Consider the following 23,979-nt stretch of genomic DNA (forward strand, 5'->3'; position numbering starts at 1 on the left):
AGCACCGACGGGAACCGCGCGCTCCTGTCGTGGAACGGTCCGGGTGCGCCGAGCACCCGGACCGTACGGCGTTGCGGCGGCCGCCCCGTCACCCCTTCCGGGCGCCGGCGGCGGCGATCTGCCGGCCGTAGAAGTCGGTGGTGTGTTGGGTGTGGCGGCGCATCAGTTCCTCGGCACGGTCCGCGTCGCCTTCGGCGATGGCGTCGATGAGGGCGGCGTGCTCGTTCCAGGCGTCCTTGCCGCGGGGCTTGGCGATGGGCGTGTAGTACCAGCGCACCCGCCGGTCGACCTGGGGGATCAGCTCCGCCAGGACCTTGTTGCGGGACAGTTCGGTGATGAAGCCGTGCAGGGCGGCGTTGGCCTCGACGATGCCCCGCGCGTCGTCCGCCGCCAGGGCCGCGATCCCGGCCTCCTGCAGCTCCCACAGGCGGGCGACGTCCTGCTCGGTCGCGTGCAGCGCCGCGCCATGGGCGGAGTGCGTCTCCAGTACGGCGCGGACGCTGAGGAGCTGTGCGGCCTCTTCCTGCGTGGGGGAGTGGACGAAGGCGCCCTGGGACGGGCGGAGGTCGACCCACCCGTCGATCTGCAGTCGCTGCAGGGCCTCGCGGACCGGCTGGCGGCTGACGCCGAGGTGTTCGGCGAGCTCTGCCTCGACCAGGTGCCGGCCGGGCTTGAGGGTGCCGTTGATGATCAGTTCGATCAGGGCGTCGTGGACCGCCTGGCGCAGCGGGGCCGGCCGGTTGATCCGGACGGTGGCGGCTGCGGCGGTGCGTGTCTCGCGCATGGGCCCCCTCATCGGACTGCGGTTGGTGACGGAGCCAGAATACAGATTTTAGTATGCAATCTACTCGCAGAAATGTACAAGACCTCGTAATCGACCGGCAGTTGGCACCGGTGGAAAGCCGCACGATTCCGGACGGGCGGACAGGCGGACGGGCGGCCCGCGGTCCGGCGGTGCGGGCACGCGGGGTGGGGCGGGAGAGCCGATGCTCTCCCGCCCCACCCCGCCGGGTGCGTCAGGGCCGTCAGGCGGGCGTGGGCTGCTCGGCCGTACGGGGGCCCGGGCGCGACGCCGCGGACCCGTTGTCCGGCGAACTGAGCGCGCGCAGGATGTTCTCCACGCTCTGCTTCGCGTCCCCGAAGAGCATCCGGCTGTTCTCGCGGAAGAACAGCGGGTTCTGCACGCCCGCGTACCCCGAGGACATGGACCGCTTGAAGATGATGACGTTCTCGGCCCCCCAGACCCGCAGCACCGGCATGCCGGCGATGGGGCTGGTCGGGTCCTCGGCCGCGGCCGGGTTCACCGTGTCGTTGGCGCCGATGACCAGCACCACCGTGGTGTCGACGAAGTCGTCGTTGATCTCGTCCATCTCCAGCACGACGTCGTAGGGCACCTTGGCCTCGGCCAGCAGCACGTTCATGTGCCCGGGAAGCCGCCCGGCCACCGGGTGCACGCCGAACCGCACCTTCACCCCGCGCTCGCGCAGGGCGTGGGTCAGCTCGGCCACCGGATGCTGCGCCTGGGCCACCGCCATCCCGTACCCCGGAGTGATGATCACCGACGTGGCGTTCTCCAGCAGTTCGGCCGTCTCCTCGGCGCTGGTCTCGCGGTGCTCGCCCTGCTCGGCCTCGCCGCTCGCCACCGCCTCGATGCCGAATCCGCCGGCGATCACCGAGATGAAGGACCGGTTCATCGCCTTGCACATGATGTACGACAGATACGCGCCGGAGGAGCCGACCAGCGCTCCGGTGACGATGAGCAGGTTGTTGTCGAGCAGGAAGCCCGCCGCCGCTGCCGCCCACCCCGAGTAGCTGTTGAGCATCGAGACCACGACGGGCATGTCGCCGCCGCCGATGGAGGCGACCAGATGCCAGCCCAGCGCGAGCGCCAGGACGGTCACGGCGATCATCAGGCCGAGGTTCGGGCTCACCGCGAACCAGACCGTCAGGAGGACGAAGGCGGCGAGCGCGCCGAGGTTGAGGGCGTTCTTGCCCGGCAGCGTCAGCGGACGGGACTTGATCCGCGCCGACAGCTTCAGGAAGGCGATGATCGAACCGGTGAAGGTGACCGCGCCGATGAAGATGCCGATGAACACCTCGGCGTGGTGGATCCGCAGCAGGTCGGCGGCGACCCGGGTCTGCTCCGCGCCGTGCGCCTCGACCTCGAGGTAGCTGTTCCAGCCGACCAGCACCGCGGCCAGGCCGACGAGGCTGTGCAGTACGGCGATGAGCTCCGGCATCTGGGTCATCTCGACCCTGCGGGCCCGCCACAGGCCCACGGCGCCGCCGACGGCCGTGGCGGCCACGATCAGGGTGACGGCGCCGGCCGGGATGTCCCGCGCGGCGACGACGACGGTGGCGACGAGGGCCAGGGCCATGCCGCCGATGCCGTACGCCACTCCCACGCGGGCGGTGCGGTGCTGGGAGAGCCCGGCCAGGCTGAAGATGAACAGCAGCGCGGCGACGATGTCGGCGGCCTGGGCGGCCGTGGTTGAGTTCATCGATCCTCAGCCTTTCGAGAACATGCCGAGCATGCGGCGGGTGACGGCGAATCCTCCGAAGATGTTGACGGTGGTCAGCATGATCGCCACGAGCGACATCACGCTGACGGCCACCCCGTCGCGGCCGATCTGCAGCAGCGCACCGACCACCACGATCCCGGAGATCGCGTTGGTGACCGACATCAGCGGGGTGTGCAGGGCGTGGTGGACCTTGCCGATCACGTAGTAGCCGATGACCACGGCCAGCGCGAACACCGTGAAGTTGCGCGCGAGTTGGGTGGGGGAGAAGGCGATGAGGAGGAACATCGCGATCATGCCGAGGCCGGTCAGGGCGTAGCGGGCGGCGGGCGAGAGGCGGGGCTCCTTCGCCTGCGGGGCCGCCGCCGGCGCGGCGGCCGCCTGCGCGGGCGCGGCCGACACCTGGACGGGCGGCGGCGGCCAGGTCTTCTCGCCGTCCCGCACCACGGTCACCGACCGCTGCACGACGTCGTCGAAGTCCAGCGTCAGCCGCCCGTCCTTGCCGGGCGTGAGCAGTTTCAGCAGGTTGACGAGGTTGGTCCCGTACAACTGCGAGGCCTGGGCGGGCAACCGGCCGACGAGGTCGGTGTAGCCGATGATCGTCACGTCGTTGTCGGTGACGATCGCCTTACCGCTCACCGTGCCCTCGACGTTGCCGCCCTGCGCGGCCGCCATGTCAACGATGACGCTGCCGGGCTTCATGGACGCCACGTCCGCGGCCGTGATCAGCCGGGGTGCCGGGCGGCCGGGGATCAGCGCGGTGGTGATGATGATGTCGACGTCCGCGGCCTGCTCGCTGTAGATCTCGGCCGCGCGCCGGTCGTACGCCTCCGACGTCGCCTTGGCGTAGCCGTCGCCGCTCGCCTCCTGCTCCACCTCCACGGTGAGGAACTCGCCGCCCAGCGAGCGGACCTGGTCGGCGACCTCGGCCCGCGGGTCGGTGGCCCGTACCACCGCGCCCAGGCTGCCGGCCGCGCCGATCGCCGCGAGACCGGCCACACCCGCACCGGCCACCAGCACCTTCGCGGGCGGCACCTTGCCCGCCGCGGTGACCTGGCCGGTGAAGAACCGTCCGAAGACGTGCGCCGCCTCGATCACCGCCCGGTATCCGGCGATGTTGGCCATCGAGCTGAGGACGTCCATCGACTGGGCGCGCGAGATGCGGGGCACGGCGTCCATCGACAGGACGGTCACCGGGCGCCGCGCGAGCTCGTCCAGCAGCTCGGGGTTCAACGCGGGGGCCATCAGGCCGATGAGGGTCGCCCCGTCACGCAGTTTCGCCGTCTCCTCGTGCGAGGGCGGGTTGACCTTCAGGACGACGTCCGCCTGCCAGGCGTCGCCGATCCGTGCTCCCGCCTCGGTGTAGGCCTCGTCGGAGAACCCCGAGGCCGTTCCGGCCTCCGATTCCACGACGACCTCGTAGCCGAGTCCCAGGAGCTTGCGAACACTGTCCGGTGTGGCCGCCACCCGGGTCTCCCCGGCGGTTGACTCGGTGACGACACCTATCTGCTGTGGTGGTGTATCCGACATCGCTCTCCTGTTCCGTCCCTTCCGACTGGGCATCACGGCGCCGTTGTGAGCTGAGCCAACCCGCCGTGCCTGCCCCGGCCACCCGCACCGGCCAGGGCCCGCGCCACGACCCGCCGGCCGGCGTGCCCGGCGGCGGGCGCCTTCCGGCGGCGTGGCGACCACGCTTCCCGGCGGCGCCGGCACAGCGTGTGCGGCGATCGTTCCCTCCGCGGGGTACTCGAACAACCGCTCCGGGGTGTGAGTTGCGCCGCGGCCCGGGTGCGGTCCGCCCTCGTCGGCGGGGTCAGGCGACGGCTTTTCGTGTGCGATGACCGGTTTTCCACTGCCCTGATGGGGTGTTGAAGCCGGCCCGGTTCCGCGCCGGTCCGAAGTGGGGCCGGTGCTGGAGCGTGCGTCTTTCCGTGAGGGGGACTGTACATCCCGAGAGGGCACTGCATACAGTATTCACTCCCCCCTCGATTCGAGAGGAGCCGTCGTGAAAATTGCAGTCCTCGGAGCCGGAGCCATCGGCGCCTACGTGGGCGCGGCACTGCACCGTGGTGGCGCCGACGTCCACCTGATCGCCCGAGGTGAGCATCTGCGGGCGATACGTGCCGACGGCGTCCGGGTGATCAGTCCGCGCGGCGACTTCGTCGCGCGACCGAACGCCACGGACGACCCGAGCGAGATCGGCCCCGTGGACTACGTGTTCCTGGGCCTGAAGGCACATGCCTACCCCACCTCCGGATCACTGGTCGCCCCCCTGTTCGACGACAAGACCGCGGTGGTGGCCGGGCAGAACGGCATTCCGTGGTGGTACTTCCACAAACTGTCCGGCCCCTACGAGGGACGCCGGATCGAATCGGTCGACCCGGGCGGCGCCACCAGCAAGGTGCTGCCACCGCAGCGGGCGATCGGCTGCGTGGTCTACCCCGCCACGGTCATCGAGGCCCCCGGTGTCATCCGGCACTTGGAGGGCACCCGGTTCTCCATCGGCGAGCCGGAGGGCGGAGTCTCCGACCGGTGCACGGCCCTGAGCGAGGCCATGATCGCGGGCGGCCTGAAGTGCCCGGTGGAGCCCAACCTGCGCGACGACATCTGGATCAAGCTGATGGGCAACGTCGCCTTCAACCCGATCAGCGCCCTGACCCGGGCGACGATGGTCGAGATCTGCCGGCACCCCCGCACCCGGCGGCTGGTCACCCAGCTCATGGAGGAGACCCTCGACATCGCGGCCAGGGTCGGCAGCACTCCGGACATCTCCATCGAGAAGCGGCTGCGGGGCGCGGAGGGCGTCGGGCACCACAAGACCTCGATGCTCCAGGACCTGGAGGCCGGCAAGCAGCTGGAACTCGACGCCATCGTGACGGCGGTGGTGGAGATGGCCGACATCTCCGGCGCCGAGGCGCCCAACCTGCGGGCGGTCCACGCCGCGACCGACCTGCTGGCACAGGGCGTCACCGCGGCCGCGAACGGCGCACCCGCGCCGAAGCCGGTCCCCGCCTGACCCGCCCTGCGCACCCGCGAGGGCGCACCACCGATCGCCGGTCCACCGCCCGGACGATCACCGGAGCACTTCCGGCCCCGGTCCCGTCGCGGCCGCGACGGGACCGGGTGCCGGGGACGGGCCCTCCGGGCGAGGGGCTCCGGCGCGGGCCGGAGGACGCCGCACCACCGGACCGGGGCGACCCGCCGCACCACAGCCGTGCCGGCACCACCGGCACGCGTACGGGGCGACCCGCCGCACCATGGCCGTGCCCGCACCACCGGCCGCGGGCGCCAGTGAGGGTCGCGGCCGCGCTCGGTAGGCTGGGCCGGCCACACCGCAACCAGCTCGTCCGTCTCCGGCCGGCCGGGGACGCTCTTCACGTCCCGGGCGTCGACCAGCCGGCACCGACGGCCTTGCGACTCCAGCAGGAAGCGCCGGCGCGGCCGCGGCCCCAGGCAGAGAGGAGTCGTTCATGCTGTTCCGACAGCTGGAGTATTTCGTGGCGGTGGCCAGGGAGAGGCACTTCGCCCGGGCCGCGGAGTCCTGCTACGTGTCCCAGCCCGCGCTCTCGGCGGCGATCGCCAAGCTGGAGCGGGAGCTGAACGTCACGCTGATCAACCGCGGGCACAACTACCAGGGCCTCACCCCGGAGGGCGAGCGGCTCGTGGTGTGGGCCAAGCGGATCCTCGCCGAGCAGGAGGCGTTCAAGGCCGAGGTGGCCGCCGTCCAGTCGGGCATCACCGGCACACTGCGCCTGGGCACGGAACCCACGGCGTCGACGACCCTGGTTCTCCCCGTGGCCGCCTTCTGCGCCGCGCACCCGCTGGCCAAGGTCCAGGTCCGCTCCCGGTTGTCGACGACGGAGCTGCACCGCCAGCTGCTCGCGTTCGAACTGGACGCCGCGATAGCCCACTTCGCTCCCCACGACCGGGAGAGCCTGCAGGTGATGCCGCTGTACGAGGAGCGGTACATGCTGCTCGCGTCCAGCGACCAGATGCTGCCCCAGGCCGACACGATGAGGTGGGCCGACGCGGCCCAGTTGCCGCTCGCTTTGCTGACCCCCGACATGAGGATCCGGCAGGTCATCGACAGCGCCTTCGCGGAGAGCGGGGTCATGGTGACCCCCCAGGTGGAGACCGACTCCGTCGCGGCCCTCTACGCCAGCGTGGGCGCCGGCACGTGCGCGAGCATCGTGCCGCACACATGGCTGCAGGCGATGCCGCCGCTGCGCAGGATGAGAGCCGTCCGCCTGGTCGAACCGGACGCCCGGGCGCAGGTGTCGGTGGCGATCCACGCCGCGACCCCCGGCTCGGTCGCGGCGCGGGCGTTCATGAACGCGGCGGCGGGCCTGTCGCTGGACGAGTTCTTCGACGAGCCGCTGCCGGCCGAGCACCGCGTCAGGTGATGCCGGGCCCGCGGGGCCGGTCCGCGTACAGGGCGTCCACCGCCGCCCGGTCGAGCCCTCCCTTGGCGGTGTGCGGGAGAGCGGCGACGATGTCGATCCGGTCGGGTACCTCGAAGGCGGCCAGACGGGTACGGCAGTACCGCGCGATCTCCTCGGACCCGATGGTCTCGCCCCGCGACAGGACCACGGCGGCGCCGACCCGTTGACCGTACGTCGCGTCCGGCACGGCGAAGACCGCGGCCTCGGCGACACCGGGGCATCCGGCCAGGATGTCCTCCACGTGCTCGGGCGAGATCTTCTCGCCCCCGCGGTTGATCAGGTTCTTGATGCGGCCGGTGAGGAACAGGTAGCCGTCCTCGTCGAGCGAGCCGAGGTCGCCCGTCCGCAGCCACCCGTCGGCGAAGCTGTGCGCCGTCCCGGCCGGGTTGGCGAGGTAGCCGCGGGCGACGGTGGCACCGCGCACCCACACCTCGCCCTCGGTGCCGGCCGGGCAGGGGCGCCCGTCGCGGTCGACGACACGGAGCTCCACCCCGGTCGACCGGCCCACCGACCCGTGCTTGAGGGGTCCGTGGTGCGGCAGCGGCTCGCTGGTCGCCTGGTGCGTGGACTCGGTCATCCCGTACGCCGCCAGCAGCGGCGCACCCAGCGTGCGCTCCAGCGCCCGCTGGGTGGCCGCGTTGAGGGGGGCACTGCAGCTGCGCACGAACTTCAGCGGCGGGGTCCGCGGGTCCGGGTAGTCGGTCGCGGACCGGTCCAGGAGGATCTCGTGGATGGTGGGGACCGCGGTGAACCACGTGGCGCCCGCCGCCCGCACGTCGTCCCAGAACGTGTGCGCCGAGAACCGTCCCAGCGCGGGCAGCAGCACGCAGCCGCCGCTCGCCAGGGAGGCCAGGAGCGCCGCGAACAGCCCGTGACCGTGGAAGAACGGCATCACCGCGACCGTCGCGTCGCCGGGTCCCAGCTCGTAGGCGGCGCAGATGCCCCGCACGGACGCGGCCACATTGGCGTGCGTCAGCGGGACCATCTTGGCCCGGTCGGTGGTGCCCGCGGTGAACAGCACCAGGGCGTCGTGGCCGGAGAGTTCGTGTGCCGCGCCCCGGACGGCCCCCACCGCACGCGCGCCGGCGTCGAGCGCGGCCGACGCCGTCCCGGCACGGGACACCTCCACGCGCAGGGTCCACGCCGGGACACCGGCCGGCGCGACCGGTGCGACGGCGTCGGTGGCAGGACCGAGCAGGAGCGCCCGCACCCCGAGCGCCTCCAGCCGGGCGGACATCCGGGACTCGGGCAGGGCCGGGTCGACGGGGGCGACCACCAGCCCCCCGCGCGCCCCGGCCAGGAGCGCGACGACGAACTCGGCGGTGTTGGCGCAGACCAGGCCCACCACGTCCCCACGGCGCAGTCCCGCACGGCCGAGCCGGGCGGCCACGTCGTCGGCCAGGGCGGCGAGCGCGCCGTAGGACAGCTCCACCCGGTCCCCGGTGACGACGAGCGCACGGGCCCGGGGACGTTCGCGGACGTGCCGGTCGAGGAGATCGGCCAGGCCCGTGACCGCCGGCGGCCGGTACGGGTTCGGGTCGCGCACGGATGCCGCGGCTGGAACGGCCATCACCGCACCTCCTTGCGCCAGGTCTGCCGGGTCGTCCCCAGCGAGACTGCGCGGCCCGTGAAGTGCCCGTCCAATACGCGCTGGTGAACGGCCGATAGCGGAGGTCTATCAACAGAGCTCCAGGCCCCTGTGGCGTGCGTCGATAGACGCTGTTTATCGGCTGGTCGCCGATAGGTCTTGGACGCGGCGAGGCGTGCTGCGGAAGGTGAGATGAGAAGCCGCACTGCATGACTTTGCCCAAGGAGGACCTCGGACCATGACCGCCCCCTCACCACTGGAGACCGCGGCGACCGCCGACGTTCCGGCCGAGCTCACCGACGGGTACCACCTGGTCGTCGACGCGCTCAAGATGAACGATGTCGACACCATCTACGGGGTGGTCGGCATCCCGATCACCGACCTGGCCCGCCTCGCCCAGGCGCAGGGCATCCGCTACATCGGCTTCCGTCACGAGAGCAACGCGGGACACGCGGCGGCGGCGGCCGGCTACCTGACCAAGAAGCCGGGCGTATGCCTGACGGTGTCGGCGCCGGGCTTCCTCAACGGACTGGTCGCGCTGGCGAACGCCACCACCAACTGCTTCCCCATGGTGCAGATCTCCGGCTCCAGCGAGCGCCACCTGGTCGACCTCAAGCAGGGCGACTACGAGGAGATGGACCAGCTCGCCGCCGCCCAGCAGTTCTGCAAGGCCGCGTACCGCGTCAGCCGGGTCGAGGACATCGGCCGCGGCATCGCCCGCGCCCTGCGCACCGCGATCTCCGGGCGCCCCGGCGGTGTTTATCTCGACATCCCCGCCGCGGTGCTCGGCTCCATCATGAACGCCGAGGAGGGCGCGAAGACGCTGAGCCGTCTCGTCGACCCCGCCCCGCGCCAGCTGCCCGCCCCCGAGGCGGTGGACCGCGCGATCGAGCTGCTGGCGGGAGCGCAGCGGCCGCTGATCGTCCTGGGCAAGGGCGCCGCGTACGCGCAGGCGGACGACCAGGTCCGCGAGTTCGTCGAGTCCACCGGCATCCCCTACGTGCCGATGTCGATGGCGAAGGGCCTGCTGCCCGACGACCACCCGCAGTCGGCGGCCACCGCCCGCTCGCTGGCGCTGAAGAAGGCCGACGTAGTGATGCTCGTCGGCGCGCGCCTGAACTGGCTGCTCAACCACGGCGAGGCACCGCAGTGGAACCCCGACGCGAAGTTCGTCCAGGTGGACATCGAGGCGCGGGAGATGGACAGCAACCAGCCCATCGCCGCCCCGCTGGTCGGTGACATCGAGTCGGTGCTCGAGGCGCTCATCGAGCGGACCAAGCCGGGCCGGATCGTGGCCCCCGCCGCCTGGCGGGAGGAACTGGCGGCGCGGTCGGCGCAGAACGTCGCCAAGATGGCGGAGCGCCTGAAGGCGGACCCGCACCCGATGCAGTTCATGGGCGCCCTGAAGGCCGTGCGCGACGTCATCCACGAGCGCCCCGAGACGTACCTGGTCAACGAGGGCGCCAACGCGCTGGACATCGCGCGCAACGTGATCGACATGCACGTGCCGCGCCACCGCCTGGACAGCGGTACGTGGGGCGTCATGGGCATCGGCATGGGCTACGCGATCGCCGCCGCCGTCGTGAGCGGCGCGCCGGTGGTGGCCGTGGAGGGCGACAGCGCCTTCGGGTTCAGCGGCATGGAGATCGAGACGATCTGCCGCTACAAGCTGCCCGTCGTCACCGTGATCATGAACAACGGCGGCGTCTACCGCGGCGACGACGTCAACCCCCTCGACGACGCCCCGTCCCCGACGACCCTGACGTCCTCGGCGCGCCACGAGCTGATGATCGAGGCGTTCGGCGGCAAGGGCTACCGCGCCACCACGCCCGCCGAGGTCACCGCCGCCCTCACCGAGGCACTGGCCTCGGGCGGCCCGGCCCTCATCGACTGCGTGATCGACCCCTCGGCCGGCACCGAGAGCGGCCACATCTCGCACCTCAACCCGAAGGGCATCACCGTCGGCAACATCGTGCCGGCGAAGAAGTGACCGCCCGCACCCCCGAAGTCACCCGCTCCCGCACAGCCCACCCTCGCTCAGCGAACATTCACGGAAGGAAACCACCATGAGTGATAAGCCGCTCGCCGGAATCAAGGTGATCGACTTCACCGGGGTCCAGGCCGGTCCCGCGTGCACCCAGATGCTCGCCTGGTTCGGCGCCGACGTCATCAAGGTCGAGCGTCCCCAGGGCGGCGACGTGACCCGCAACCAGCTCCGGGACGACCCCGACCTCGACGCGCTGTACTTCACCATGCTCAACAGCAACAAGCGCTCGCTGGCCATCAACACCAAGACCCCCGAGGGCAAGGAGGTCATGGAGAAGCTGATCCGCGAGGCGGACATCCTGGTCGAGAACTTCGCGCCGGGCGCCATGGACCGCATGGGCCTGGGCTGGGACCACATCCACGAGCTCAACCCGCGCCTGATCTTCGGCTCGGTCAAGGGCTTCAACGACGACTCCTCGTGGAACGACCTCAAGGTCTACGAGAACGTCGCCCAGGCCGCCGGCGGCGCCGCGTCCACCACCGGTTTCTGGGACGGCCCGCCGACCATCAGCGGCTCGGCCCTCGGCGACAGCAACACCGGCATGCACCTGCTGATCGGCCTGCTGACCGCGATCATCCACCGCAACCAGACCGGTGTCGGCCAGAAGGTGTCGGTGTCCATGCAGGACGCCGTCCTCAACCTGACCCGCGTCAAGCTCCGCGACCAGCAGCGCCTGGAGAAGGTCGGCTACCTGGAGGAGTACCCGCAGTACCCGAACGGCGAGTTCGGCGACGCGGTGCCCCGCGGCGGCAACGCCGGCGGCGGCGGCCAGCCGGGCTGGATCCTGAAGTGCAAGGGCTGGGAGACCGATCCCAACGCCTACATCTACTTCACGATCCAGGAGCAGAACTGGAAGCGGACGGCCGAGGCCATCGGCCGGCCCGAGTGGGTCGAGGACCCGGAGTACACGACCGCCAAGGCGCGTCAGTCGCACATCTTCGAGATCTTCGGCGAGATCGAGAAGTGGCTGGCCGACAAGACCAAGTACGAGGCCGTCGACATCCTGCGCAAGTGGGAGGTGCCGTGCGCGCCGGTGCTCAGCATGAAGGAGCTCGCCGAGGACCCCGACATGCGCAAGAGCGGCACGATCGTCGAGGTCGAGCAGAAGGGCCGCGGCACCTACCTGACCGTGGGCAGCCCCATCAAGTTCAGTAACTTCAAGCCCGAGATCAAGGGCGCCCCGCTGCTCGGCGAGCACGGCAGCGAGGTCCTGGCGGACCTGGGGTACGACGGGGCGGCGATCGCGAAGCTGCGCGAGGACAAGATCATCGTCTGACGTCGCCCGTTGCCGATCCCGGTGCCCCGCGCGCGATCCGCGTGCGGGGCACCGGGGTTTGCGGGCGGCGGTTCGCGCGGATACGGCGAAGCCCCCGTGCCGAACCGGTACGGGGGCCTCAACGCCTCGGACGACGGAGGTCAGGTCGTCGCCGCGTGCTGCGCCCTGGCGGCCGCCACCTGCTGGTACAGCTCCTTCTCCCGGGCGCGCCGCGCGGTGACGTCCCGGATAATGGCCCCGACGTAACCCGGCTGCCCGTCCGCGTCGTTGAGCAGCACCACGCTGAACTCGATCGACAGCTTCCTGCCGCCCGCGCCCACCGCGGGGACGGTCAGCAGGTCGTCGTCCCCGTACTTGGTGGTGCCGCTGGCCATGGACTTCTCGAAACCGTCCCAGTGACGCTGCTGGTGCCGCTCGGGAATGATCACGTCCAGGCTGCGGCCGGCGACCTCGGCCGCCGGGAACCCGAAGATCCGCTCCGCCCCGTGGTTCCAGTAGCGGATGAGTCCTTCGCGGTCGATGATCACCACGCCGTCGGGTGCCTGGGCCGTCATGCCCAGCACTACCTCGGGGTCCAGGTCGTCCATGTCGCCTCCGGCCGTCGGGCTGTTCCGTTAGGCATACAGCATACAGTCTTCATGTGTAACGGGCATGGGTCGCCCGCCGTTCGGGGAGCGCTTTTCCTGGCCCGCATGCTGGAGTGAGGGAAGGCGGCGAACGCCGACCCGGGAGCGGATGGTCAGCGCGTGGCGGACGTGAGCTCTTCCACGATGCGACGTACCCGTGACCGCAACTCCGCATCCGACATGTCGTCAGGATCTCGCAGGCTCGAATCTGTGACGTAGTCGTCAAGGTCGTAGAACACCCGGTCCAGTGCGGTTTCCGATCCTCCCCGGACTCTCTCTCCGTCCGCCGGCGCGCGCCCAGTCAGGCCCGGGCGAACCAGGGCCTCGGCGTAGTCGTGTGGCATCCCTGGAGCAGGCACGGCTTCCAAGATCATGCCGTTCTTGACGCCTCTTGCGCGGAACCGGGGTGAGGCGCGGTGCGTCCACTCAAGAATGTGCACGGACGGAAGATCGACGCCGGGGACGCGCCTGCCGCGGCGGGCGCGGCGGGCGGCTGCGCGGTGGGTTGCGCCGTCGCCCTGGCGGGGCTGGTCGTGGGCTTCGTGGTGGAGGCGACAGCCACCAACCTAAGTGGAGTTCCGACGGGTTCCCCGAGCGGTCCTTGGCTGATGCTGTTGCATCTCAGCAGCTAGATGGCACCTTCTGGCCTCTCACTCGTTCGTGGGGGATTTCCGCTGTAACTGGCAAATTCTGCGAGTGATCCGCGTAATTTGCCGGTCCATGGCGGATTCAGGAAGTCGTCGGCTGTCGCTGGTACCACCACCTGCGACCCCGGCGCCGCAACAGCCCCGGGCAGAAGAGGGCCTGGCGGATGTGCTGACGCTGCAGGAGCGAGCATCAGCGATCTCTAGCGAGGCGGACGAGGTGGCGTTCTTCCACGACACCGTGGCCGAGTACACGTGGGCGCGGGACGTGGCTGGGCTTGCGGCGACCACGTTGCGGCAGGTGGTGCAGCCGATCATCGAGGTCTGCGATTTCTACGACACCGTGCCGTGGCATCTCACCTCGCGGCAGGTCGACTGCTACTTCGCCGGCCCCGGCAAGCGGGCGCACAGGACCATCCGGCAGAAGATGGTCCGGATCGACGGCTTCTTCGCCTTCCTGGAGCAGCGGTACGCGGGCGAGATCCTGCGGCGTTTCGGAGCGGCCGTCGAGTCGCCCATCGACCCGTTCAACCAGCCCCGGCACCGTGGGGAGTTCGGCCTGCGGATCCCGCCGTCGAAGCGGGCGACGACAGAGTTCTTCGCCTCCTGGCGCAAGGGTCTGCCGCAAGCTCGTAAGTACCCGGTTGCCGCACGCGACTACGTTATGGCGAAGATCGCGTACATCTCGGGCGTCCGGGCGACCGAGCTGTGCTCGGTGCGGATCGGTGACGTCCACTGGGAACTCGGCCAGTGGGGTCGCTTCGTCGTTCAGGGCAAAGGTGCCCGGGGCTCCGGCCCGCGCGAGCGGGAGGCGTATCTGTTCGCCGAGGGCCGCGAACTGCTGTGGTGGTACATCGAGGAGATCCGCGGAGAGTTCGCTGACGATCCCTGCGACCCGTGTGCGCCGCTGTGGCCCTCGGAACGGCTTCCGACGGCGGTCGCCTCACTGAACGTCCCCATCGCCCCGCCGGTCGGCTCGGATGCGTTTCGGCGGGCATTGAAGGCCGCCTCGAAGCGGCATCTGACCGGGCCGGTCACCATGCTTCACCCGCATCTTCTACGGCACGCGTGCGCGACCCACAACTACGAGTCGGGCATGCCGTTGTGGGACGTGCAGAAGATCCTCGGCCACGAATGGCCGACCACCACGGTCGGCTACCTGGGATCGGTCAAGGCCGACCCGGAGAAGGCGAGCCTGGCAGCGTCACACCGAGCGGTGCGACGCCTGAGCGGAGAGGCGTGAGACGGTGAAGTGGAACCTGCGCATGGTAGCGGCCCAGCGGGACATCTGGCGGCCAACGCAGCTGCTGGTGGCCTTCAAGGAAGTCGGGTTCACCCCCTCCCTGAGCAAGGTCGCGGCCCTGTGGTCAGGCAAGCCGGTCACGGTCCGGCTGGAGGACCTGGACAAGATCTGCGCGGCCCTGGACTGCACGGTCGCCGACTTGATGGTGGCCGAGCCCCAGCAGCACCTGGCCCAGCGCGAGCAGCCGCAGCAGCGGGCCGTCGGCGAACAGCGGGAGGGCGGAGCGGTACGGCCGGTTCCGCGTCGCGGCGGCGGCCCCCGCCGCGGCCTGCCGCCCAACTGAGACGGCGAGACCATGGTGATCAGCGAATGCGTCCGCTGCCATGGCTGGGGGCCGGTCCGTCCGCTGGGCAGCTGCCAGACCTGCCTCAACTGGACGCCCCGCGGCGGCTACAAGGGCCTATGCCACCGGTGTCGGCACGAGGGCAAGGTCAACCGCGACGGGCTGTGCCGGCTCTGCATGCTGGAGGTCCGCATGGTCCCCGATCATGAGTGGGCCGACGCGGCAGCCAGGCGGACGCTGGGGCCCGTCCGGGATCTGCAGCTACCGCTGCTGCTGGAGGGTGTCCGGCTGCCTGTGGTCCTTGCGCGCCACCATGACCGGCCGCTGGTGCGCGAGCGGCTGCGGACGGGGCGCTCGTCAGGCCCCTGGACCTGGGCCAAGAAGGGCGATGACCTGCAGGTCTGCCCTCCGCAGGTTACCGGCCAGCTGCCGCTGCTGCCCCGCCTGCCCAGGACGTTCACCCGCCAGCACGGCTACCGGATCGCCGCCCGCGACTTCCCCGAGTGGGCGGACGTCCGCCAGGCCGTCGAGCGGGTTAGCGTCCGGCGCGATCTGTCCGCGGGGTGGAGCGAGAGCGTGGGGCAGATGATGCGGCTGGCGCTGGCCTCCCGGGAGGCCAGCGAGCAGATGGTCGACGAGTACGTCGTCGCCGAGCTGCCCAGGATGAGGCCTGCCGTCGCCGAGGTCCTGCGGGAGGCCGGGCTGCTGCGGCGTCGACTCGGCTCCGGACTCGCCCAGAACGGCTACCGGCGTGAACGCCGGCGCATGGTCTCCTGCGAGCACTGCCTGGCCTGGAGCGGGGATGCCAGGCCGCTGTGTGACTCGTGCCGGGAGTGGGCTCGTCAACCGGACCGGGAGAGTGGCCTCTGCCTGCGGTGCGGCCGCACCTGGCCCCTGAAGAACGGACAGTGCCGGTTCTGCCACCTGGTGCTGAACGAACACGTCGGAGACGGCCCGGCGGTCGAGCAACTCTGGTTCGGCGCCGGCCTGGGTCACGGCCTCTACACGAAGCAACCCGGCGACTACAGCCAGGGCAGCCGCAAGAGCCGCCGGCGGGAACTGGAGCGTCGGGAAAAGCAGACCCGGCAGGCCGACCGCCGGCTGTCCCCGCACTTGATCAACCCACACCAGCTGGAGCTGTTCCCGCCCCCGGCGCGTGTCTGGAAGGGAGCCCAGCACACCCAGCTGCCCACGATGACACCAGAGGCCGAGCAACTGGTCGCTGATTTCCGGCAGTTCACAGCAGACCAGCACTGGACCACCCCATCTCGGGACATCAATGCCAAAGTCCTGCGGCTTCTCGTCGCCTGGCTCGGTATCGACGCCCCCCTTCTCGAAGCCGACGTTCGTGCGGTCACCAGACTCGGCCCGAACTGGTCAGGACGTCGCGTCGCAGCCTTCCTCGACCAGCGCGGCCTGCTCGTTCCCCTGGAGCGGACCGATCCGGAGCAGGCCGCGCTCGAACGGCTCCTGCAGGGTGTCCCCGATCACCTGCGGGACGAGGCGGACGCCTGGGTCCGCGTGCTCCGCGGAGAAGGCCGCAAGCCCTCCCTCACGATGAACTGGGTCACCATCCGACGCTATGCGCACTTCAACGTCCCGGCCCTGCAGCAGTGGGGCCAGCGGGTCAGCAGTCTCCGTGAGATCACCCCGAAGGACATCGAGGACATACTCAGCAGCCGCATGGGAGAACAAGCCCGTTCCCTCCACGCCAGCCTGCGATCGCTCTTCCGCGCGTTAAAGCGCGAGCGCGTGATCTTCCGCGATCCAGCCCGCGGTGTCTCCGTGGCCTCCACCGTCAACGCACCCCGGCGCATCCCCTCAGACCGGCTCGTGGGTCTGCTGGACAAGGCACCGACCGCGATGGCGAAGGTCGCCGTTGCCTTGGTGGCCATCCACGCGCTGGGGCCCCAGGAGATCCGTCATCAGCTGCTGACCGGCCTCGACCGTCCGGCGGGACGCTTGGTCGTCCGCCGCCGCTTTGGTGATCACGTCGTCTATCTCGACGAACTGACCATGAAGTTTCTGAGCGACTGGCTTCGCGAACGGGCTGAGCGCTGGCCCCGCAGCACCAATCCGCACCTGATCGTCACGCAGGTCACCGCGGTCGACCCCAACGGCCCTCCGGTGTCCAAGGACGGGCTGCGGTTGATCTTCAGAAAGCTCGGTATCCAGCCCCGGACGCTCCGCATCGACCGGCTGTTCGATGAGGCACACGAAACTGCCGACCCCGTGCACCTGATGCGCGTCTTCGGAATCTCCGACACGACCGCGCTGAAGTACGTCAGAGCAGCCCACCCACACCGCTTCGGGCCAGAGCCCACCCAAGCCTGATCGGCAGTCCTCGGCCCGACGACCTCCTTGCCCGCCTTTCACCGCTCCGGTTCGACCACATCAACTTCCTCGGCCGCTACGCGTTCTTCCGCCCGCAGGAGGCCGGCCGCAGGAGGCCGGCCGCAGGCCGCTGCGCGAACCCTCGACCCGCGAGGAGGGCAACGGCAACGGCCGGCGGTAGAAGGGCCGATCACGCGAGGGAAGGGCTACGCGCGCGGGTGGCCGCCCTTGCGAAGGCCACGGCCGGACGGGGACGGCGTTTCCGGCGGCCCTGGTTGGACCGCGTACCGCGCGGACCAACACTTCACCGGATGAACTTCACCTCTGGGAAGGCCGGGCTCGGGCCGTCGAGGAGGTGCCTTATGCGGTGTCGCAGGTGCTGGTCGAAGAAGGCGAGCGGGTAGGCCTGTTGGATCCGTACCGCCCGGGCCGGGTCGAGGGTGCCGATCCAATCCTGGATCTGCTGGTCGGTCATGCCGAGGATCTTGCCCGCTTGCGGGATCAGCGTCGCGTCGTCGCCGTACGAGTTGTGAACGGCGCCGTCGGCCTGGATGTCGAGCCGCCAACCGCGAAGGTGCGTCCAGAACTCGGCGACGTCCGGCATGGCGGCCCGGGTGAACACCGCGGTCATCATCATGAACGGCCGGTCCAGATCGGCGGTGATGGTCGGCTGCATCGGGCCGTCGATGCTGAGCCCGGCGCGCACGCGCCGGTCGGCGAGCATGGTGAGCGCGGTGGCCGTACCGCCCTTCGACCAGCCGAACGCGCCGATGCGCTGCGGGTCGAGGGCGCCGAGCAAACCCCGGGGCAGTGGTTTGCCGTCGACGTCGGGGTTGCGCCCGGCGGCGAGCTGCTCCACGCAGTCGAGCAGGAACCGGAGGTCCGCGGCGAAGTCCCTTGGGAACATCGGGGGGAAGTCGGCCGGGGTGAGCACCCGGCCGTCGGGAAACTCGGTGAACGTGTCGTAGGTGTGGTCGACGGTGACCACGGCGTAGCCGTGGCTGGCGAGTTCCTGGACCATGATGGTGTGGTCGCTGCGGTGGCTGCGCGCGCCATGTGAGTACACGATGACGGGCAGAGGGTGGCTCGTACGGTGCACGGGCGCGCCCATATGCCCGGCGGTGAGCGGGCCGAGGGCGGGGTCGAGGGGGAAGCCGACGTCCGTCAGGAGCGCCCGCAGCGCGCCGTCGGTCATCCAGGGAGAGCGCGGCAGGTTCTCCGTGTTGCACGCGGGGTACCAGACGCCGGCCATCAGCTCGCGGTGATGCCCGGGACCGGCCGCGGGGTCCGGGCGTGAGGTGTCGATGAGGTGGAGTGGCACTGTGCCCACCGGGTACGGGCCGGTGGGCGCAGGCAGGGTGAGTCGTGCCGGGCCGGAGGCGGTAGGAGCTGCCCACGCGCGGGATGCGGCGCCGAGCGGCACGGTAGCCCCGAGGCCGGTGATGAGCGTTGCCGCGAGTATGCGGCGGCGCGTCATGTCCGTTCGGGTGGTGACCGATGTCGTGGTCACAGGTCTTCCCCAGTCTTTTGGATGGTGTTGGGCATGCTGCACGCGTGCGCCGCGACCAGCGCGAGTCGGTCGCGGCGCACGGAGGAGTTTCCGGGCGATGTCGGCTAGGGCTGTGGGTCTGAGCTGCCCTGTTCGATCTGGTGGATGAGCCGCTTGAGTTGGCTGACTTCGTCCTGGAGGGCCTGGGCGCCGGCGGGGGTGAGGGAGAGCCAGGTGCGGCCGCGTTTGCCCTCGTAGCCCTTCTCGATGTCGATCAGTCCGGCCTTCTCCAGGGTGGCCAGGTGCTGGCTGAGGTTTCCGGCGGTGAGGCCGAGCGTTGTCCGCAGGAAGCCGAACTCGACACGGCGGGCTTGGTGGGCGACGGTGAGAATGCCAAGGCGGACGCGCTGGTGGACAACGTCGTCCAGGCCGTTGACGGGGTGCTGGTCGGTCTGCTCGCTCATGAGCGGGCGCGCTTAGCGGGCAGCTCGGCCAGGCCGAAGCCGAGGGCGCCGAGCAGGAGGAAGACGCCTTGGACGCCGTAGTGGGGCAGGGATGACCAGGGCGAGGTGTAGGGGATTCCGGCCCAGCCGTCGGTGAGCGGCACCAGATCGATGGCCAGGTACACGGCTGTGAGCAGCAGCAGGGCGCGGCTGCGTTCCACCCAGCACAGCACCAGCAGCGGCAGCCCGATGGTTGTGGCGTTCCCGATGAGGCGGTGGAGGAGCATTGCCGCCCTTGAGGCGGCATCGAGGTGCAGGCCCCAGAGGTCGAGCGGCTGGCCGGGCTTCGGCATCCCGTGGCGGATGGCCCAGAGCGTGGTGGCGGTCACCAGGCCGCCGAGGACGATCCCGGTGAGGATGTACGGCCGGACCGGGGTGCCTACGCCGCGGTTGCGGGAGCGGCGGATGTAGAAGAACGCCGTCGCGGCGTACGCGAGGGCGAGCCCGACGGGCCAGTAGACCGGCGAGCCCTGTGTGACCGCAGTGCATCCGGTGCCTGTCGTGGGGTTGCTGGCGGGGCAGGGAACGGACTCGATCCTGAATGTGAGACGACTCGCCACGATTGCGCCCAGCGTGAGCACACCGAACAGCAGGAGGGGGAACCAGGCGCCGCGCTGGGCGGCACGGACCCGCCGGGTCAGGTCACCGAGGCCGGCGAGGACTTCATGAGGCGTGCCTTGCGAGGGCACCGATGCGTCTGTCACGCAGTCAGCTTTGCATTACAAACTAGTTATTGCAAGAGACGTCCGTGCAGTCGCTTCGGCCCTTGTCTGCTGACTCTGGAGGTCAACGAGGGCGCCATGGAGGTGAGCGTGTGGGACAGCAGCACCACCCTGCCCGCGATCGTGGCGATGGATCCCGGCCGCGTCGGGCAGCACGGCTTGGAGATCGTCCTGGCCGTATGCCAGATCTTCTGTGTCCACCGCGAACCGGTGGGCAAGCGCATCACCGCGGCGATCGAGTTGGCCGACGACCCGGCCGGCACCCCACCTGACCCACAGCCGACCGGACGAACGCTCTCCCAAGGTTGGTCCCGAACCCGTCGGCTGCTCCGCCAGCGCGCGCCAAGTCTCCCTCCGGTTCCCCGCGATTCCACCTCGAGAATCCGCGAACCCGTCGGCTTGGATCGGCGACGCCTGGACCTACTGCTACGACGTCGCCTGGCCTGCCGCCTACGACATGGCGGACTCCCCCCGCTTCTTCGTCTTCGAAGGCCTCGGCTGGCTGCTGCTGTACTCGCCCTGCCTGCCTGTCGGCTTCTGGCTGGCGCGTCGGCTGCTGCGCGGACGCGGCAGGCTACTGCGGTTCGGCGCCTGGCTGTTGACCTCCTCGGTGCTGCTGGCGGGGGTTTTCGGCACGGATCTGATGCTCAACGTCTCGGCCAGGGACGGTATGTACCAGCAGGCGCGCTGCCCGCAGGGCCTCCCGCCCTGGTGGCCCGGCTGGCTGCCGGCCCGTCGGGCGCCGGACCCGTGCGGCAGCGGCCCGTGCCTGGGGGCGGGGCGGTGAATCGCGGCCGACCCGTCTGGGTGCGAGCATGACAGCCAGGGCATGCCGCAGGGCTTCGGCGCAGTCGACGGCCCTCCGTATTGTGGTCACGTGAGGCCCAGGAGGGCGAGGGGGTGGCGGGGCCCACCACCCAAACAAACCATCGCGAACCGGACGGCGGACGACTACGCCGAGGCACTGCCGGGCGAACGAGTCCGCGGGCAGGTCGCCGTCCACGAATGACCGCATCAGTGACAGTTGCTCGGAGGCGAGGACAACCAGCGGCCGCTGACGTCCCTGTACGTCGCCGGCCACGAGATGACGCACGGCATCACCTCGTCCACCGCGGACCTGATCTACAGCGGCGAGTCCGGCGGCCTGAACGGACAACACCCCTGGCAACTTCCACGTGCTCCCCGGCTACCTCGACACCGGGAGCCTCGGCTTCTCAGCAGGCCCAGGCGCAACCGCGGCCTCACGACACGGCGCATGCCGTGTGGTGAGGCCGCCGCGCTGTTCACGCCGGGGCGCGCTGCTCACGCAGGCTGCCGACCGGCGTCTCGCGGCCTCCCGACCGGATCCCGGCCACCCGTCCGGATCGAAGAACAAGCGGCGCGCCGAGCACCGCGAAGCGGGGAAGGCTCTCCCGCGCGCGGAAACGATCAAGGAATACCAAGAGTCGAGGCCAACAGGTTGCAGAACCAGGGGCGGTTGCTCCTCGGCCAACCACGTTGCGCTCGCCCCTCCGCTCAAGGCGCGGCGCATCGGACGAGCCGCCATGCGGGGCACTTGTACTGCTCTAGGCTCATGAAGGTGCATGCACGTACTGCCCTGGAACAGTGGCTCGCCGGGCTCTCCGCCGAGCGTCTGACCGCCCTGCTGGAAGAGCGTGAGCTGCCGCGCGCCGCGGGCTACACGCCGGTCACCACGTACCGGCAGCTGGCGGAGCATCTGCTCACCGACGACTCGGTGGAGCGGGCCATCGCCGTCGGGACGGCGGGCGCGGCGGAGCTGCTGGCGTGCGTGGCGGCCCGAGCCCTGGAGACGTACGGGCCGGTCGCCGCCGCGGAGCGGTCCTCATACGCCTGGCAGCCGGCGCCACCGCCGGTGGACCCCCACACCCGGCTCGTTCCCGAGGCGGACGTACTGGACTGGCTCGAACGGGGCGGGACGCCGCGCGCGAGGACCGCGGAAGCGCTGGAACGGCTACGGGAGCGGGCACTGGTCCTTCCCGCCCCGCAGGGGCAGCTGGCCCTGCCGCCGCTGCTGCACGTGTGGGCGGCCCGGATGGACGGCTACGGGAGGCCGGCCGACATCCTGCTGACGCAGGCGTACAACGCGCCGGAGATCAAGCGGATCGCCGCCGTACTCGGCGTCGACGAGCGCACCCGCGCCGACGCGCAGGCGGCGATCGGCGCGCTGCTCGCCGACCCCGACCGGGTACGGGAGTTGGTGGCCACCGCCCCCGCGGCGTCCCACGCACTGCTGGACCACATGGCGCAGGGGCCGCCGCTGCTGCGCACGCACTGCTTCGTCTCCCGGTACGGCGCCTATGCGGGACCGGACGGCAAGTACGGGTTCCGGGAGGGCGGCAGCGGGGACGAGGGCACCGACTGGCTCGCAGAGCGCGGCATGGTGGTGCCGGTGGGACCGGATCTGGTGGAGCTGCCGTACGAGGTGGGCCGCGCCCTGCGCCGGGATCAGCCCGCCCCGTCGCTGAGCCTGGACCCGGAACCGCTGACCTGCGTCGCGCCGCTGCCCCGGGACTGGTCGGGCCAGGGCGCGGTCGCGGCGGGGGCCGCCGCCTGGCGGGCGGAACTGGTGCTGCGGGAACTGGCGGCGCATCCCGTCGCGGTACGCAAGGCGGGCGGTATCGCGGTGCGCGAGACCAGGAGGCTGGCGAAGGCGGCCGGGACGAGCGAGGAGCACACCCGGCTGTGGCTGGACCTGGCGGTGAACGCGGGCCTGGCCGCGCCGCAGGCCGACACGGAGGAAACCGCAGCGCGCGGACGGGGCAGGGGGCGTCAACGTCCCGCCGCGCCGAAGGAGCCGGCGCGGCTGCTGCCCAGTGAGCGGTACGACGCGTGGGCGGCGGCCACGCCCGCCGGGAAGCTGCTGCCACTGGTGGCGGCCTGGGCGGTGGTGCCGGAGGTATTCACGTACTGGCCGGAGGAGGACGAGACCCCGGTGGCGCTGATCAGCCCGCAGGACCCGTACGCGGTACCGCTGCGGCACGGCGTGCTGCAGGCGCTGGCCACGCTGCCGGACGGGCACGGGCTGACCACCGGGGAAGAGGGACGCGACGAACTCCTCGAGCTCGCCGCCTGGTTCCGACCGGTACTCGGTGCGCCCGACGAGGACGAAGCGGAGGCCCTGGCGGGGAGGACCGAGGCCACCCTGGCCGAGGCGCAACTGCTCGGTCTGGTGGCCCACGGTGCGCTCACCGACGCCGGCCGCGCGGTCGCCGGCCTCCTCCAGGCCGGGGCCGCCCGCCACTACCCGGCCGTCCCCGGCGCGGAGGCCGACCCGGCGGCCGAGGGCACCGACCGCCTGGGGGAGGGCCTGGCCGAACGCCCGGTCCTGGCCAAGGCGGTGGCCGCGCTGCGCCAAGCCCTGCACTCGATGCTCCCCGCCCCGAGCACCACGGCCCGGTTCCAGGCCGACTCCACCGCGACGGTCACCGGCGCTCCCGCTCCCGCCCTCGCGGCCCTGCTGTCCGCGGTCGGCGACATCGAGTCCGAGGGGCACGCCGTGGTCTGGCACATCACCCCCGCCTCGCTGCGCCGTGTCTTCGACGCGGGATGGGACGCCGACGAGATCCTCGAACGCCTCGCCGCCGTCTGCCGGCCGGGCACCGGGCTGCCGCAACCGCTGACGTACACGGTCAAGGACGTCGCCCGCGGCCACGGACGGCTGCGCGTGGTGCGCTCCGCTTGCTGCATCCGCTCCGAGGACACGGCGCTGATCGCCGAGGTCGCCCGGGCGCGCGGTCTCGCCAAGCTGGGGCTGCGGCGCATCGCGCCGACGGTGCTGATCTCCACCGCGCCGCCGGACGAGACCCTCGCCGCTCTGCGTGCCGCCGGCTACGCCCCCGCCCTGGAGGCGGAGACCGGCACCACCGTCCTGGAACGCGTGCCCGAGGAACGGTCCCGCCCCCTGGTCCCGGCTTTGGACCAGGCGCATCCGCAGTACGGCGAGCCGATCCGCGGACTCCCCTCCTCGGCCCGGGAACTGGCCGCCACGCTCCGAACCCTGAGGTGAGCGCCGCCACTTTGCCGCGGCCGCCCGGATGCACGGCTCCCGGGGCCGGGGCACGCAATCGTGCTACGCCAGGTCCCGGCATGGCGGGAGCCGGCGCCAGGCCACGAATCCTCCGGGGTTGGCAACCATCGGCTTGTACCGTGTAGAGCGACGTATCGGTGCGGGCGCTGGGGGCG

General features: G+C 71.0%; 18 protein-coding genes. 9 read left to right on the forward strand and 9 right to left on the reverse strand.

The features are described 5' to 3' along the window. Positions 1-88: 88 nt before the first annotated feature. The 3 genes from ACWDAS_RS26325 to ACWDAS_RS26335 form a co-directional block, all read right to left on the reverse strand. Positions 89-784, reverse strand: coding sequence for a GntR family transcriptional regulator (locus ACWDAS_RS26325; protein ID WP_450395464.1), 696 nt, complete (start codon positions 782-784; stop codon positions 89-91). Positions 785-1,025: 241 nt separating this feature from the next. Continuing rightward, complete coding sequence (gene pntB, locus ACWDAS_RS26330; protein ID WP_450395467.1) at positions 1,026-2,501, reverse strand: Re/Si-specific NAD(P)(+) transhydrogenase subunit beta; 1,476 nt, start codon at positions 2,499-2,501, stop codon at positions 1,026-1,028. Positions 2,502-2,507: 6 nt separating this feature from the next. Beyond that, positions 2,508-4,049, reverse strand: a complete 1,542-nt coding sequence (locus ACWDAS_RS26335; protein WP_450395470.1) for a Re/Si-specific NAD(P)(+) transhydrogenase subunit alpha — start codon at positions 4,047-4,049, stop codon at positions 2,508-2,510. A 475-nt stretch (positions 4,050-4,524) separates the two neighbouring features. Here ACWDAS_RS26335 and ACWDAS_RS26340 point away from each other — a divergent pair, with 475 nt between their 5' ends. Next, on the forward strand, positions 4,525-5,535 hold the full coding sequence (locus ACWDAS_RS26340) for a 2-dehydropantoate 2-reductase (protein WP_450395472.1): 1,011 nt from the start codon (positions 4,525-4,527) through the stop codon (positions 5,533-5,535). Between the two features lie 454 nt (positions 5,536-5,989). After that, positions 5,990-6,922, forward strand: a complete 933-nt coding sequence (locus ACWDAS_RS26345; RefSeq protein ID WP_450395475.1) for a LysR family transcriptional regulator — start codon at positions 5,990-5,992, stop codon at positions 6,920-6,922. Here ACWDAS_RS26345 and ACWDAS_RS26350 read toward each other — a convergent pair. Beyond that, positions 6,915-8,531, reverse strand: a complete 1,617-nt coding sequence (locus ACWDAS_RS26350; protein ID WP_450395477.1) for a FadD7 family fatty acid--CoA ligase — start codon at positions 8,529-8,531, stop codon at positions 6,915-6,917. The two genes, ACWDAS_RS26345 and ACWDAS_RS26350, sit on opposite strands and share 8 nt — an antisense overlap. Before the next feature lie 256 nt (positions 8,532-8,787). On the opposite strand from ACWDAS_RS26350, the gene oxc reads away from it, so the two are divergent. Further along, positions 8,788-10,539: an oxalyl-CoA decarboxylase gene (gene oxc, locus ACWDAS_RS26355; RefSeq protein WP_450395480.1), complete on the forward strand. Its 1,752-nt coding sequence runs from the start codon at positions 8,788-8,790 to the stop codon at positions 10,537-10,539. Between the two features lie 76 nt (positions 10,540-10,615). Then, positions 10,616-11,872, forward strand: coding sequence for a formyl-CoA transferase (gene frc, locus ACWDAS_RS26360; RefSeq protein WP_450395483.1), 1,257 nt, complete (start codon positions 10,616-10,618; stop codon positions 11,870-11,872). Positions 11,873-12,012: 140 nt separating this feature from the next. Here the strand turns inward: frc and ACWDAS_RS26365 are convergent, their stop codons facing one another. Together ACWDAS_RS26365 and ACWDAS_RS26370 are read right to left on the reverse strand one after the other, a co-directional pair. Beyond that, on the reverse strand, positions 12,013-12,459 hold the full coding sequence (locus ACWDAS_RS26365) for a PAS domain S-box protein (protein WP_450395485.1): 447 nt from the start codon (positions 12,457-12,459) through the stop codon (positions 12,013-12,015). A 152-nt stretch (positions 12,460-12,611) separates the two neighbouring features. Continuing rightward, a complete protein-coding gene (locus ACWDAS_RS26370; RefSeq protein ID WP_450395487.1) occupies positions 12,612-12,938 on the reverse strand; it encodes a hypothetical protein in 327 nt (108 codons plus the stop codon). Between the two features lie 280 nt (positions 12,939-13,218). Here ACWDAS_RS26370 and ACWDAS_RS26375 point away from each other — a divergent pair, with 280 nt between their 5' ends. The 3 genes from ACWDAS_RS26375 to ACWDAS_RS26385 are packed head-to-tail and all read left to right on the forward strand — an operon-like array spanning position 13,219 to position 17,062. Then, the gene (locus ACWDAS_RS26375) at positions 13,219-14,385 is read left to right on the forward strand and encodes a site-specific integrase (protein WP_450395687.1); all 1,167 of its coding nucleotides are present in this window, start codon (positions 13,219-13,221) and stop codon (positions 14,383-14,385) included. 22 nt (positions 14,386-14,407) lie between these two features. Further along, a complete protein-coding gene (locus ACWDAS_RS26380) occupies positions 14,408-14,728 on the forward strand; it encodes a helix-turn-helix domain-containing protein (protein WP_450395489.1) in 321 nt (106 codons plus the stop codon). Positions 14,729-14,740: 12 nt separating this feature from the next. After that, complete coding sequence (locus tag ACWDAS_RS26385) at positions 14,741-17,062, forward strand: hypothetical protein (protein WP_450395492.1); 2,322 nt, start codon at positions 14,741-14,743, stop codon at positions 17,060-17,062. Positions 17,063-17,366: 304 nt separating this feature from the next. On the opposite strand, the gene ACWDAS_RS26390 is transcribed toward ACWDAS_RS26385, so the two are convergent. The 3 genes from ACWDAS_RS26390 to ACWDAS_RS26400 form a co-directional block, all read right to left on the reverse strand. After that, the gene (locus ACWDAS_RS26390; RefSeq protein ID WP_450395494.1) at positions 17,367-18,383 is read right to left on the reverse strand and encodes an alpha/beta hydrolase family protein; all 1,017 of its coding nucleotides are present in this window, start codon (positions 18,381-18,383) and stop codon (positions 17,367-17,369) included. 293 nt (positions 18,384-18,676) lie between these two features. Then, positions 18,677-19,015, reverse strand: a complete 339-nt coding sequence (locus ACWDAS_RS26395) for a winged helix-turn-helix domain-containing protein (protein ID WP_450395497.1) — start codon at positions 19,013-19,015, stop codon at positions 18,677-18,679. Continuing rightward, complete coding sequence (locus ACWDAS_RS26400) at positions 19,012-19,758, reverse strand: hypothetical protein (RefSeq protein WP_450395500.1); 747 nt, start codon at positions 19,756-19,758, stop codon at positions 19,012-19,014. The genes ACWDAS_RS26395 and ACWDAS_RS26400 overlap by 4 nt, the downstream gene beginning before the upstream one ends. A gap of 475 nt (positions 19,759-20,233) precedes the next feature. Here ACWDAS_RS26400 and ACWDAS_RS26405 point away from each other — a divergent pair, with 475 nt between their 5' ends. Together ACWDAS_RS26405 and ACWDAS_RS26410 are read left to right on the forward strand one after the other, a co-directional pair. Then, positions 20,234-20,563 carry a hypothetical protein gene (locus ACWDAS_RS26405; RefSeq protein ID WP_450395503.1) on the forward strand — a complete coding sequence of 110 codons (330 nt, stop codon included), beginning with the start codon at positions 20,234-20,236 and terminating at the stop codon, positions 20,561-20,563. A 792-nt stretch (positions 20,564-21,355) separates the two neighbouring features. Then, positions 21,356-23,803, forward strand: coding sequence for a helicase-associated domain-containing protein (locus ACWDAS_RS26410; protein ID WP_450395506.1), 2,448 nt, complete (start codon positions 21,356-21,358; stop codon positions 23,801-23,803). Positions 23,804-23,979 lie beyond the last annotated feature (176 nt).

The organism is Streptomyces sp. NPDC001070 (assembly GCF_053598835.1).